Source organism: Microcoleus vaginatus PCC 9802, from assembly GCA_022701275.1.
In the GTDB taxonomy this organism is placed as follows: Bacteria; Cyanobacteriota; Cyanobacteriia; order Cyanobacteriales; family Microcoleaceae; genus Microcoleus; species Microcoleus vaginatus_A.
In genome coordinates this window covers 5,335,790-5,349,064 of sequence record CP031740.1, presented here as the reverse complement: position 1 = coordinate 5,349,064, position 13,275 = coordinate 5,335,790, and the positions used below count along the sequence as shown (strand labels likewise).

11 protein-coding genes and 1 pseudogene are annotated in these 13,275 nt (G+C 45.8%); 7 read left to right on the top strand and 5 right to left on the bottom strand.

Translation table 11 applies throughout. The annotated features are described in order from the left end of the window. Positions 1-116: 116 nt before the first annotated feature. Complete coding sequence (gene sir / locus D0A34_22020) at positions 117-2,108, bottom strand: sulfite reductase, ferredoxin dependent (GenBank protein ID UNU21161.1); 1,992 nt, start codon at positions 2,106-2,108, stop codon at positions 117-119. A gap of 298 nt (positions 2,109-2,406) precedes the next feature. Between sir and D0A34_22015 the strand changes: the two genes are divergently transcribed. Continuing rightward, entirely contained in the window at positions 2,407-2,655 is a 249-nt protein-coding gene (locus D0A34_22015; protein ID UNU21160.1) for a chlororespiratory reduction protein 7, read from the top strand. Between the two features lie 117 nt (positions 2,656-2,772). On the opposite strand, the gene D0A34_22010 is transcribed toward D0A34_22015, so the two are convergent. Next, entirely contained in the window at positions 2,773-3,153 is a 381-nt protein-coding gene (locus D0A34_22010) for a hypothetical protein (protein UNU21159.1), read from the bottom strand. A 106-nt stretch (positions 3,154-3,259) separates the two neighbouring features. Continuing rightward, a complete protein-coding gene (locus tag D0A34_22005; GenBank protein UNU21158.1) occupies positions 3,260-4,435 on the bottom strand; it encodes a glycosyltransferase family 1 protein in 1,176 nt (391 codons plus the stop codon). Between the two features lie 540 nt (positions 4,436-4,975). Here D0A34_22005 and D0A34_22000 point away from each other — a divergent pair. Further along, complete coding sequence (locus D0A34_22000; GenBank protein ID UNU21157.1) at positions 4,976-6,256, top strand: serine--tRNA ligase; 1,281 nt, start codon at positions 4,976-4,978, stop codon at positions 6,254-6,256. 41 nt (positions 6,257-6,297) lie between these two features. Here the strand turns inward: D0A34_22000 and D0A34_21995 are convergent, their stop codons facing one another. After that, positions 6,298-7,314: a hypothetical protein gene (locus tag D0A34_21995; protein ID UNU21156.1), complete on the bottom strand. Its 1,017-nt coding sequence runs from the start codon at positions 7,312-7,314 to the stop codon at positions 6,298-6,300. A gap of 270 nt (positions 7,315-7,584) precedes the next feature. Between D0A34_21995 and D0A34_21990 the strand changes: the two are divergent. The 4 genes and pseudogenes from D0A34_21990 to D0A34_21975 all read left to right on the top strand — a co-directional run bounded on the left by D0A34_21990 (position 7,585) and on the right by D0A34_21975 (position 11,286). Continuing rightward, positions 7,585-9,180, top strand: a pseudogene (locus D0A34_21990) (StlD/DarB family beta-ketosynthase). 521 nt (positions 9,181-9,701) lie between these two features. Further along, positions 9,702-10,355 (top strand): peptide-methionine (S)-S-oxide reductase MsrA, encoded by a 654-nt coding sequence (gene msrA / locus D0A34_21985; protein UNU21155.1) that lies wholly within the window; start codon positions 9,702-9,704, stop codon positions 10,353-10,355. Between the two features lie 162 nt (positions 10,356-10,517). Further along, a complete protein-coding gene (locus D0A34_21980; GenBank protein UNU21154.1) occupies positions 10,518-10,823 on the top strand; it encodes a hypothetical protein in 306 nt (101 codons plus the stop codon). 121 nt (positions 10,824-10,944) lie between these two features. Continuing rightward, positions 10,945-11,286, top strand: coding sequence for a YtxH domain-containing protein (locus D0A34_21975; GenBank protein UNU21153.1), 342 nt, complete (start codon positions 10,945-10,947; stop codon positions 11,284-11,286). Between the two features lie 79 nt (positions 11,287-11,365). Here D0A34_21975 and D0A34_21970 read toward each other — a convergent pair whose 3' ends face one another. Beyond that, on the bottom strand, positions 11,366-12,634 hold the full coding sequence (locus D0A34_21970; GenBank protein ID UNU21152.1) for an IS701 family transposase: 1,269 nt from the start codon (positions 12,632-12,634) through the stop codon (positions 11,366-11,368). 88 nt (positions 12,635-12,722) lie between these two features. Here D0A34_21970 and D0A34_21965 point away from each other — a divergent pair, with 88 nt between their 5' ends. Next, positions 12,723-13,271, top strand: coding sequence for a DUF948 domain-containing protein (locus D0A34_21965; GenBank protein ID UNU21151.1), 549 nt, complete (start codon positions 12,723-12,725; stop codon positions 13,269-13,271). Positions 13,272-13,275: the final 4 nt, after the last annotated feature.

Below are 13,275 nucleotides of genomic sequence, written 5' to 3'. Positions count from 1 at the left end.
TTTACAACCAGATTTATGTTAAAAATCCAAGTTTTTTTCTGCAAATGCTCTGCCTTTATATTATTTTTGCGTGAGTTTTATTTGATTCTAGCAAAAATCGAAAATTTCAAATCGGCTTATGCTTCCTCCTTAATCTTTTTTAAATAAGTTGAAATCGCCTCTGTAGCTAGTTGTGTAATCGGCTTGCCCTGACGGGCTGCTTCTTCCTTGAGCTCGTTGTAGATTTCATCGCGGACGCTAATTCGACGGCGGACTTTGCCACCGCTAGCAGTGGCAGCGTCGTTCCCGTCATCGTTACTAGACGTAACTTCTAATTCATTTATCTCAGTTGTCATCGAGTCAGCAGATTGGTAGTTGGTTACAAATTGACGGATAGATTCTAACCCGACGCGATCGCAAAAATTGCCAAAACTCTCGCTCAGTTGCCGTTTTTGCTTGAAATAAACAAAAATCGGCTCCAGAAAAGCTTCAAAATCATTGACGTGCAGCTTTTCCTCAATTGGTTTTGCCAGCCGCGTTTGATCTGGAGAACCGCCCAGCCAAATCTGGTAGGATTCCGGCGAACTCCCGACAAACCCCAATTCTGCCATATAAGGGCGGGCGCATCCATTTGGGCAACCAGTCATCCGCACCACCAAATGCTCGTCTTGCAAGCCGACTTTCGTCAAAAGCGCCCGAATCCGCTCTAAAATGCTCGGCATCACGCGCTCAGATTCGGTAATCGCCAGCCCGCAAGTCGGCATTGCCGGACACGCCATCCCATAGCGCACCAATGGATCGATCGCAGTTTCCCGCTGAATGCCGCATCGATCGAGTATTCCCTGAATTTCTTCTTTAATATCCGGCGAAATATCGTAAATCAGCACGTTTTGGTGTGGCGTCGCCAGTATCGGCAAGTTGTGCTTCTGGACAATTTCCCGCAAAGCCGTTTTTAGCTGAAATGAACCTTCATCCTTGATCCGGCCATTATCCACGGAAATGCCGACAAACAGTTTACCGTCTCCTTGTTCGTGCCAGCCCAAGAAATCAAAATACTTCCACTCAGGCAGCGGTTTAAAGGCTTCTAGCGGCTTGCCAAAATATTCGGCTACTTTTTCGCGGAACCACTGTACGCCTTTGTCGTTAATCAGGTACTTTAGTCGCGCGTGCCGTCTGTCTGTGCGATCGCCGTAATCTCTTTGGGTTGCTACAATTGCCTTGACCAAATCGTAAACATCATCCTTGGCAACATAGCAAATCTCATCCGCAACCCGCGCAAAAGTCTCTTCTTTGTTGTGAGTACGGCCCAAACCGCCGCCAGCAAACACGTCAAAACCTTGCAACTCGCCAGCTTCATTGGTAATTACCACCAAGCTCAAATCCTGAGAGTACAAGTCAATTGAATTGTCTCCGGGGACGGTAACGGAACACTTGAACTTCCGCGGCATATAATGGCTGCCGTAAATCGGTTCTTCTTTGTCGTCGCTAAAGATTGTGCCGTTGCCGTTTTTCTGTCTCGCGGCCTTCACTGCGGGGTCTTCTTCGGCCGAAACAGCTTTTTCGCCGTCCAACCAAATTTCATAATAAGCACCAGTTTGCGGTGTCAGCAAATCGGCGACATTGTTAGCGTATTGCAGCGCATACTGGTATTCTGGGCGATTTTTGTACGGTGCTGGAGGTGCCATGATGTTGCGGTTCAAGTCGCCGCAAGCTCCCAAGGTTGACCCCATATTTTTAATAATTGAGGAAAACACTGCTTTAAGATTTTTTTTCAACACGCCGTGAAGTTGGAAACCTTGGCGCGTTGTGACGCGGAGCGTGTGGTTGCCGTATTCTTCAGATACCTTGTCTAAGGCTAGGTATAATTGCGGCGGAGTGAACCCGCCGGGATTGCGGGTGCGGAGCATGAACTGATAATCTTTTTCTTGTCCTTTAACTCGATTGTCGCGGTTGTCTTGCTGGTACGAGCCATGAAATTTGAGAATCTGAAGCCCTTCTTCGGTGAAGTGGGTAGTTTCTTGTAACAGTTCAGTCGCAACGGGTTCTCGTAAATAGTTGCTGCGTTCTTTGAGACCTTCTGATTTAGAGGGCTTGCGCGCAACAGGGGTTGAAGTGGAAGATGTGATCATGGGAATGTATAGTGCCAGTTATAATTAGATACAGCCGATCGAATATTTCTTGACAATTTGACACTTGACAAATTTGCACTTGACAAATCTCCTCAGAAATGCTGTGTCGGATATGTTGACAACTAGGTTAACAAGTCAGTTAACAAGTAAGTTAATAACGGTAATCCGGTAGGAATTCTGATGTTGTTCAATTGTAACACGATCGAGCCGGGGCTGGAAAATTGTAATTAAGAGTTTATACTTTCGATCGCTTAACTGCACGAAACTTTAGAAATAATTAACCTCAACCTTTGAAACTATGTCACTGTATGACGAAGACACGTTTGTGGTCTTAGAAACAAACCAGCCAGAGCAGTTTTTGACGGCGGCGGAACTGTTAGAAAAGCTGAAAGCAGTGTTAGCCGAGGAACACGAAGATTTGCCGCAGGACGTGCATAAAATATCTGGCGTGGAAGCTCAAGCCAAGTATTTAATTGATACTTATTGTGAATTAGATGTCGGGCAGGGAAAATATTTGCAGTGGTATGCAGTACGCTTGGAAAAGTAATTTTGGAAATAGGGCATCGCGCATAGGGCATTGGTTATTAGAACCAAAAAGTAACAAATCAGAGGTAACAAATCATAACCAATAACTAACTCATACCCGATGCCCTATTCTTTCTAATTAATCTTCTAACTGTTGAACGGAGGATACTTCAACTGCGGTAACATCGATCGTACCGGGCGGAGTCAAACGGCTAAAATGACCTTCCTCTATTTTCAGAGGTTCGCCACAGTTGGCACACTGAAACTGAGTTTGATTTAAAGCTGTAAATTCGTATTGACAAACTGGACAATTGTCCTCAATTAAATTGCGTTTCAGCCACCACTGAAGCGCGAAAAATGCGACCACAGGCGTCAGCAATAAAAAAGCTACTAGAATCAACACTGATTTAACTATCCAACCCAAACCAATTGAGACCAACAAACACGCGATGCCCAGCAGTATCAGCCAATTGCTAATACGGGGTAGCTGGAAAGATATTTTGGGGGTGCCTTGGTTCACGGTGGTCTCCTTGGGTGTCTTTGCAGGTAGGCCTAACTCTATCCTACTCAGAAATTCCGGCGGTCGATCGAGTTAATTTTCCCATTGTACACCCAGAAACCGCTCTCTACGGCATAAGTTTATCTGAGCCAGAGGGTTGAAAAATTCCTTGTAAGGATTGACAAAGGGATTCAAAACTAAATCTTGCCAGGGTTTGTTCCCTCAACCAGCAGCGATCGCACCTTTTATCCTCCCCTCGCAGCATTTCCACACAAGCAACCGCTACTGCTGCTGAATCTCGGTGGGGAACTCGCCATCCCAGTTTACCATCTTGCAGCGGATCGGCTGACCCGTCCGCGTCTCCCGCGAGTACGGGTACTCCGCAAGCCAGCGCTTCCAAATAAACTATACCGAAGCCTTCCTGGGAGGGCATTACATAAGCATCGGCCAACTGGTAATGTGCTGCTAAATTTTCTGTCGGTACAAAACCCGCAAATATTACTCTTTCGGTAACTCCCAAATCATCAGCGAGTGTGGCTAATCTAGATCGATCGTCTCCGCGTCCAATAACTAAGTATTTCACATTCGGAAAAGTTTCGGCTATTTGCGGCAAAGCTTGAATGGTGACATCGACGCCTTTGTAAATATCTGTCGATCGCAATCTGGCTACAGTCATCAATATTTTAGCACCAACCAGATTGTACTGCTCTAATAAATCCTGTGGCTTCGGCCCAGTCGTAAATATATTTTCATCTACCGTACAAGGCACTATTTGGAATTTTTCGGGATTTAAGTTGTTAATTTCGCAAGTGCGTGAAGCGAAGCTATCCCGTAGGGAATCGCGCGTGTACCTGCTAATAGTCCAAATACTGTCAGCTTTACTCATTGCTGTTTGATATTTGGGCGGAAGCGGTTCCCACACTTCCTTGCCGTAAGTTAAAATTGTGTAGGGAATTCCCAAGGGTTGGCACAGAATTTGAATTAGCGGTGCGAGTTTGATGTGACCGCAAAAAACCCGCTGCGGTCGTTTTTGCAGCAAGCGAGTTAGTAATACTGTAGCAAACTTAAGACGGCCCAAGCCGGGATTTTCGGTTTTGAGGTAATAAAATTTCAGATTTTTTGACTCGTAAGGATTGTTGCAGTCTTCGGAATCTCGCAACAGCAAAACTTCAGCTTGTGGCGGCGAGTTTGTCCCTGCGGCTATGGACAGGTAAGCTTTGAGAATGTCTTTAACGTAGGATTGAATACCGCCTTCGCTGGCAAATATTTCTAGGAAACAGAACAGATAATTTGCCGATCGCATTTTTCGATCCAATTAAAACTCCCGCCAGATTTCGATGATGCTGGGAATTCTTCGCGCACCATAGCCTATATATAGCCTTTTGGCGGAGTAGTGCGCGGGCGAGCGACTAAGTTTCGGGTGCGGGCGCAGCATTGGCTCGATCGAAACCATCCCCGCGCGGCACCTCCTGGCACCAAACCCCTTCTCGGGCTTTCTTGTCGGGGCGACAACAAAAAACCCCTGCCATCGCTGGCTGGGGTAGAAAATTATCAGGGTGCATCTACTAATGTGCTCAGTATAGCATGGTTTGTGGGGTGTCACCCCTGAGGGGTGACACCAGCGAAGATTATTTAATGACAATAACTTATAATCAATGGTGTAAATGATTAACAAAGCTTGTAGCTTCTACGGGATTGTCCCTGTTAACCTAAGATAGGACAGACGCAGGAATCCTCAGAAACCCCGTAGATTCCTAGATTTATCCCTACCAAAGCCAATATTTTCCCAGAAACCGGGTTTCTGAGCGCAAGTCCGATAAAATTTAAGATTTAGAATAAATCTGTGCTAGACCTCAAATTAATCCGAGAAAACCCGCAAGCCGTGCAAGAAAGCCTCAACCTGCGCGGAGGTAACTATGAAATCGAGCCGATTTTGCAATTAGACAAACAGCAGCGGGAGTTGGAAGGCAAGCGATCGCAACTGCAAGCCCGCAGCAACGAAATTGCCAAACTCATCGGTCAAAAAAGAAAATCGGGTTTACCCCTCGAATCTCCCGAAATTCAGGAACTGCAGGCAGAAGGCAACGCAGTCGGCACCGAGTCGAACGAACTGCAAGCACAGGAAAAAGACGTAAAAGCTCAAATAGAAGCTTTATTGCTACCGCTGCCAAACTTGCCGGGTTCCTCAACGCCGATCGGCAAAACTGAAGAGGAAAACGTCGAAATCCGGCGCTGGGGAGACGAATACATACCCCAAAATTCTGGTATTTTACCGCACTGGGAAATCGGCGAAAAATTAGGAATTATCAACTTTGAACGGGCAGTAAAAATCGCTCAGCCCCGCTTTGTCAGCTTAATGGGAGCCGGGGCAGCCCTGGAAAGAGCGATTATTCAATTCATGCTCGATCGCCACACAAAAGCAGGTTATGTAGAAGTAATTCCACCATTTTTAGTTAACACTGAATCCCTCACTGCTACGGGTCAATTACCCAAATTTGCTGAAGAAAGTTTCAAGTGCGACCAAGATGATCTGTGGCTGATTCCTACTTCCGAAGTTCCGGTTGTCAATTTGTACAGAGGTGAAATTTTGACAGCAGAACAGTTGCCAATTTATCACTGTTCTTATACTCCTTGTTTTCGCCGCGAAGCTGGCAGTTACGGCAAAGATACGAGGGGATTAATTCGACTGCACCAATTTAATAAAGTTGAATTGGTAAAACTCGTGCATCCGAGTACCTCCGAGGCAGAGCACGAAAAGTTAGTGCAGGATGCCGAGGGAGTTTTGCAGGCGCTGAAATTGCCTTATCGGGCGATCGCACTGTGTACGGGCGACTTAGGTTTCGCGGCGACAAAAACTTACGATTTAGAGGTGTGGCTGCCATCTGCGGGCAAATACCGCGAGATTTCCAGTTGTTCCAACGTCGCAGATTTTCAGGCGCGACGGGCGAATATTCGCTTTAAAGAAGCGGGGAAAAAAGGCACTCAATTCGTTCACGCGCTGAACGGTTCCGGTTTAGCTATAGGCCGCACAATGGCGGCTATTTTGGAGAATTACCAGCAGCCAGACGGAACTGTAAAAGTGCCGGAAGTGCTGCAATCTTATTTGGGTCGCGAGACTTTGTAAGCTGTTTGTCGTCACTCGGCGATTGAAACCGCCGAGTTATCTTACAGTTTAACTAATGCTTCCTTGATATCGAGCCCCAAAAATCTATCCAGCGCTAAATACATCCAATAAACAGATAGCTGATTATCACTGCTAGTCTTCTGAAATCCCAAAGCTAGGGACTGTTTTTCGTACATGGGGTGAATCATCAGCGTGTACAAGTCGCAAAGATTCGGAAAATCTGTTTGCATTTCGCCTAAAGTTTTCTGTGTGTCTTCAAGAAAAGCAATTCGGTATTCTGACAAATACTGCGGATCGATCATCCAACTGCGGACAAATACTGACTGGCAATTTATATCTCCTGGTAGCGCCATATTGAAAGGATCGATATCGGAAATAGAACTTAAATGAAGCGCTTTACTAGGAGCATTAAAAAAATTTATTTCAGATTCGCTAGCTGTGGGATAAAGTAAGTAAAATCCGACTGGATTGAGATTATCTGAGCGGCGCAAAACTCGCATTCCCTTTGAGTATTGATTGGCAAAAAGCCGGAGGATTTTAGCAATTTTGTGGGGGACGGCGTTAGTGTTGCGGTTCATCCAGTTGTAATTGGTGGCTAATAAATTGGCAACGGGAATCGCGTCGCACCGAGGGTTGAAATCATCTAATTGCAGTTGTACAGGCTTTTGAGGTTCGGCGGTCTCTAAAATTTCTGAAACTGGTTGGATTTGAATTGCCGTAGCGTTACCATCAAAGTGTTTTGCGATTAATCCGAGTGCTGCTAATTTATCTAACATCATTCCGGCGGCGCGATCGCTCCCGCGATCGGAATCGCAGTAAAATAGTTCGGCGGCTTCCCGGTGAGTGCACTGCACTTCTGTTGCTGGCACTTCCAGTTTCGCCAGCGGTGGTTTGAGACGGGGCTGGCTTTCCTGAAGCTGTTTCACCGATAAGTAAACCCAAAGCCTGATAAAGCATTCAGCCCTAGTGCGAGTTACGCCTACTCGTTTCATCAACAGCGAAACAGCCGTGCGGCGTTGAGAAGGAGAATACCAAGTATCTAGTTTTGCAATATCCATTTTAGTCGAGAAGCAGCGAAGGAACTCTAGTTACATATTGGCTCAATTACAATAAACTTCACCCCGCTTCCGGTTACTTGTTGCCGCTGTTGCTCAACTTGCCTGATTTCCGCTGACTCTACAAGATAGCTGCTTACTCATTGCAAGTTCACTCCTTCACAAAGCACCATCAATTTTAGATATTTTCTGGCTTGATTTAACAAACCAACGAAGCCGAGTAAATTAGCAACTTTAGAGGTTTACGCCATGTAAAGTGCTTATATCAATCGGATGGGAAAATTTTTGCCGGGAGAACCGATTAATAATGATGACATGGAAGAGTATCTTGGCAAAATTGCCTCGCGCCCTTCGAGAGTCAGGCAGCGAATTCTCAACAGCAACGGCATTCAACAGCGCTACTACGCGATCGACAAACAGCAGCAAACACTATATTCTAACAGCCAAATGGCAGCGTTTGCCGTCCGTGAGGCGATTTCTCAGTCAAATCTGGAACCAGGGGCGATCGACTTATTGGCCTGCGCTACCACTTTACCAGACTTATTAGTACCGGGATTTGCCAGCACAGTACAGGGGGAACTTTCCGAATTATCTCCCCTAGAAATAGTGTCAACTCAAGGAGTTTGCTGTGCCGGAGTTAGTGCTTTAAATTACGTCGCCTCTCAAATCGAACTCGGCAAAAAACAAACAGCAATTGCCGTCGCTTCCGAATTTCCCTCGCGCCTGTTCAAAAACACCAAATTTGAAGCAAAGACTTCAGTGCAAGCGGGAAAACCCCTGCCTTTCGATACAGAATTTCTGCGCTGGATGCTCTCCGACGGTGCCGGAGCATTGTTGCTCCCAAACCATCCTAACGCGACAGGAATCAGCTTAACAATAGAATGGATTGAGCTAATTTCCCACGCCAACGCCTATCCTGTTTGTATGTATTCAGGATTAGCAAACGAAACATCAACCAAAAGCTGGTTGGATTATTCCTCCTACCTCGATGCAGCCACAACGGGAGCTTTTGACTTGCGGCAAAATATTCGGTTGCTGGAAAATGTAATGAAATTAGGTGTAGAAGGTTGGTTGCGGTTGATTAAAGCCGGGAGAGTTTGTCCGTAGGAAATCGACTGGCTGCTGTGCCACTATTCGTCTCACTTTTTCCGGGGGCAAATTGTAGAACTTCTGGAACAAGCAGGTTGCATGATTCCTGAAAAAAAATGGTTTACCAACTTTTACACTCGGGGAAATAGAGGTTGTGCCTCGATTTATTTAATGTTAGAGGAATTGTTCAATTCGGACAAGTTGCAGCCGGGACAGAAAATCTTTTGTTTCGTGCCAGAAAGCGGCCGCTGTACAACCGCATACATGATGTTAACGGCTGTGGAAAATACCCATAAGCCTATGATTTCTCAAATTTCTAATTTTCGTGAGGTTCCCGAAGCTTCGCCTCTCGACAGCGTTAAACCGGAAAACTCCCACTCTCCGCAAGCTTATTTGTTGCGGGAGTTAACATGGATTTGGCTGAAGTGCGATCGCGAAATTCGTTCCGTTCTTATTGTCCGCAAATTGTACCGAGGAGAGTTGACAATAGAAGATTATCAAGCTTTCCTGTGCAATCTCCGGCCGCAAGCTGTAGAGGGAGCTCGCTGGATTGCTCGCGCTGCTTCTAACATGAGTGACTTTCGCCTGCGATCGACTTTTATCGGTCATGCTCAAGACGAACACCGCGACTATCAAATGCTAGAACAAAATTATGTTTCTGTGGGCGGTGAAGTGGCAAAAATTGTGGAATATGATAAGAATATTGGCAGCAATGCACTATCAGCTTTTATCTTCCACCAAGCATCGCGGGAAAATCCGGTTGATTTAATTGATGGTTAGTAAAAGCCGCCCCTAGGCCATCTGAAATTATAGTTGGTTTTTCAGGTAAAAAATTAATAGGAAAAGTCAAGCGGCTGCTAGCTGTGCTTGTTCTGCTGCTTTGGGCACAGTCTGATTTACCACCATCCACTTGCCTGTAATTGGGTCGCGGTAAGTAATAAACGGATTAGATTTTAAAGGTTGACTGCAAGGTTTAGCGCCCATTTCTACACACTCCCAATAAATGGTATTGAATAACTACTACAACACCATACCTTTAATAATCGGCTATTTTGCCTAAAATCCGCGTGATTAATACCTCAACAATAGGTGATATTTTAGGTATGTTTTGGTGACATAGAACACGGCCTAATGTGATTTAAAACTGCGTTTGCAGTGAGCAGTATCACCAAAAACTTTCCGTAAAAAAAATCTGCCTTCTGGTTTTTACCTTCTACCTTTAAGAGGGCCACTATTTTTAGTATACATCTGATATTATTAAGTAAGGTAAAGACGTTTATCAGAGATCCCCTCACAAACTTATGGTGCTATTTGGATTTGGCAAAAAGTCGAGCCTGCCCTCTCCCCAAGAGGCATTACCGGGACGGGCAGAGTCGATGTCGGTACCGGCAAGTCACTTTGTTAACGGCAATCCGCTCAAACCTCCCTTTCCAAACGGTATGGAGACTGCCTTGTTTGGTCTGGGGTGTTTTTGGGGAGCAGAACGGAAATTTTGGCAGCAAAATGGAGTTTTTTCGACGGCTGTTGGCTACGCGGCTGGGATTACTCCGAATCCTACTTACAACGAAGTTTGCAGCGGGATGACGGGACACAATGAAGTAGTTTTGGTTGTGTTCGATCCCAAAGTAATTAGTTACGAAACGCTGCTCAAAGTTTTTTGGGAAAGTCACAATCCTACTCAAGGAATGCGTCAGGGCAATGATTCTGGTACTCAGTACCGCTCGGGAATTTACACGTATTCAGCTACCCAAATGCAGCTAGCAGAAGCTTCGCGAGATGCTTACCAGCAGGCTTTGACGGCGGCCGGTTACGGCAAGATTACCACTGAGATTATTGATGCTCCTGAGTTTTATTACGCAGAAAGCTATCATCAGCAGTATCTTGCTAAAAACCCGAACGGTTATTGCGGTTTGGGCGGTACTAAGGTTTGTTTGCCTGCTATGTCTCAGGCTTAAAACTTGACCCAGCTTATGGATAGGGACACATAGATCGGGACACAACAATGTTTTGTCCCTACAACATAGTTCAGGACACAACAATGTTGTGTCCCTAAACAAGAGGGCTTCTAGCCCGCCAAAAAAAGCGGAATATGTTAGTAGTTTAAAAACAAGTAATAAATGCTGACTGCTGTTGTAATTATCAATCTACTAATATCTCTGGTTTGCTTTTATATCGCTGCGAAGGTGGGGAAAATCAGGCGGACGATCGCACGTTTGGAAATGCGGATCGCAGGAATGGAACGCCGCTGCAGCAATGTCCTCAGCACGTCGCCCGGTTTCCTTGGTAAAAGGCAGCAAGGTGCCCGCCAACTGCGACGGCGCTATCAACAACTGGAATTGCAACTGCAACAGGTTCAGCAACTTTTGGGATTGCTGGGTTTGGGACGGATGCTTTGGTCCAGGCGCGCTCGACCTTTGAGGTAAGCTATCCTAAAACTGTCGCCCCTGCTGACTCCGTAGGATTGTCAACAATATTTCTACCTTTGCAAAGGGCCGCGATCGGGCAAACTTGCCTAAAATTGCTGTATGGAGAGAAGTTATAAAAATGTCAACTAAACGTTCAGGATTATTTATTGGCGGTTTGCTTGTGGGTTCTGCGATCGGGGCCGTGACAGGGTTGCTGATAGCACCGCGACCGGGCAAGGAGACGCGACAGATATTGAAAAAATCGGCCGATGCTTTGCCGGAGTTGGCGGAGGATTTATCGACTAGCGTGCAGTTGCAGGCCGATCGACTTTCTGAAACCGCAATCCGAAATTGGGACGAAACTTTGATTAGACTCAAGGAGGCGATCGCGGCCGGTTTGGAAGCGACTCAGCGGGAACGCCAAACCCTGTCGGAAGCTGAAGCCGAAGTGAGTCCCCCGTCGCGCCCTCCCATCCGCTAAATGACATGAAATCCCAAACCCCCAATCCCAGATTCAAGTGAGCGATCCCATATTTTGGCTAGTGGGACTTAAACAAGTTTTAAGCCCAAACAAAGCCCAAACTGGCTTTATATAAAGTAAATAGGTCCCTGTTTTCTTGCAACCAGCCAAAAAACCTGTAAGATATAGCTGTTCTAAAAGCTGACAAAGCTTCAGTAAATGTTGTTAAAGGTTGGTTAGCCCACTGCCGACGCAATCCTCCTGTTAACTGATGCCAAATGATAAAAGTATAAGCACAAAATACTAATATTAAATGTCGATAAAGGCTTCTCTTTCCTCGGATTTGATATTCTTTTAACCCTAGCCATCCTTTAGCTTCACGGTAAAACACTTCTACCCAATTACGTTGGGAGTAAGTTGTTACTATCCATGATGCTGTTGCCCGCTCACTGGCAGCGTTAGTCACTAAATAATCAACTTCTGTGGCGGTAGAACAAGTCGGAGCATTCATGACGATAGCGACTGTTTTTGGCCCGGACATGGTTGAGAATTCTACTGTGATAGTTGCTACCCACACAGTTCTGGGCTTTTCCCGATTTAGTGTAATAGCACTTAAAGCCTCTGCTGGTAAACGTTTTGCTAATTCTGAGAGTTTGAGTTCTTCGGGTTGTCGCTCGGGTTCTATTTGACAGACTACTTTTCGATTTTTGGCTAATCCTCCTACATAGGTTAACTTCCTTTTCTCTAACTCCTGCAAAAATCTACTATTATTCCCATAGCCTGCATCGATTAAAACTACTGCTGGTCGCTCTTTCCTTTCTAAGCATTTGTCAATTAGTTTGATGGCTATATCGGGTTTTTTAATAAATTCTGGATTTTCTTTTCCTTGAGGTAACGAATGAGCGTGTTGATATAATTCAACATCAAGTGGTAGGCTTTTCACTCCATCATATAAGTGTGTAGTTACCACTACTACACCATTATCTGTTTTTCCGATTTCTCCAATATATTGCCGACCAACTCCTGCTGTTAAATTGCCACTTTTTCTGTGACCGGAATCATCTATTATCAGAGTAAACCCTCTGCTGATATGAGTCTGCCTACACTGCTGCATCACCTGCAACCGTCGTTGGTTAACTTGCTGGGCATTCCAAGGAGCTTCTGTCAAAAAATGATGCAATCGGTTGTATGTAACTCCTATACAGTCTCTTGACATCTGAGTCAGGTTTTTTCGCTCACTTTCTCCCAATAATCCCCCTAAATAGTGCTTAAACCCTGTTTTTTGGGCTTGATGGCTAAAAACATCGTCAAAACGACGACACCATCGATCGAAGCATGGTGGCATGGCGCTAGGAGTTGTTTCTTTCATTGCGCGTTTTTGACGTAAAAAGCTTAACCTGACTACATTATACTATTTTTAGCACAATTTTTTTGTTTAAGTCCCGCTAGGACTTTCGATTTTGCTAGTGGCAGTTAGCCTGACTGCTGTTTTAGTGACTTTAATACCTGCGGTGCAAGCGCTGGCCAGGGCGGCCCGCAGCGTGGAAAAGCTCGCTGACACGCTTTCTCGCGAATTTCCGCCCACTTTGGAGGCGATTCGGTTGACAGGGCTGGAAATTAGCGAGTTGACCGATGATGTCAGCGAGGGAGTACAAAGTGCGGGCGAGGTTGTCAAACAGGTCGATCAAAGTATTGGTAGCGCCAAAAAGCAGGCGCAAAAGGTGCAGGTAACTACTCGCAGCGTAGTGAGTGGGATTAAGGCTGCTTGGAAAACTTTAACTCGGAAGCCGCCGATTTCTGGGACAAATCGCCGGTCAACAGATAGATTGTCGCCGAGTCAAAGAAGTGCGCTTTCGCTAAGGGATTCGGGTTTGGAGGATAGGTATTCTGGAGTTTACGGTGCGGGTGGGAGTAATGGGGAATCGCCCCGTTTGAGGGGTAGCGAGGGTTCGGGTTTGCCGGGGGATGCGGAAGATTTTGAGGAAGTGCGATCGAACGATTCTTGATTGC

Bases quoted from the DNA above. Each gene is read 5' to 3' on its own strand.
- sir (UNU21161.1), bottom strand. From the start codon at position 2,108: ATGATCACATCTTCCACTTCAACCCCTGTTGCGCGCAAGCCCTCTAAA.
- D0A34_22015 (UNU21160.1), top strand. From the start codon at position 2,407: ATGTCACTGTATGACGAAGACACGTTTGTGGTCTTAGAAACAAACCAG.
- D0A34_22005 (UNU21158.1), bottom strand. From the start codon at position 4,435: ATGCGATCGGCAAATTATCTGTTCTGTTTCCTAGAAATATTTGCCAGC.
- D0A34_21995 (UNU21156.1), bottom strand. From the start codon at position 7,314: ATGGATATTGCAAAACTAGATACTTGGTATTCTCCTTCTCAACGCCGC.
- msrA (UNU21155.1), top strand. From the start codon at position 9,702: ATGGTGCTATTTGGATTTGGCAAAAAGTCGAGCCTGCCCTCTCCCCAA.
- D0A34_21980 (UNU21154.1), top strand. From the start codon at position 10,518: ATGCTGACTGCTGTTGTAATTATCAATCTACTAATATCTCTGGTTTGC.
- D0A34_21975 (UNU21153.1), top strand. From the start codon at position 10,945: ATGTCAACTAAACGTTCAGGATTATTTATTGGCGGTTTGCTTGTGGGT.
- D0A34_21970 (UNU21152.1), bottom strand. From the start codon at position 12,634: ATGAAAGAAACAACTCCTAGCGCCATGCCACCATGCTTCGATCGATGG.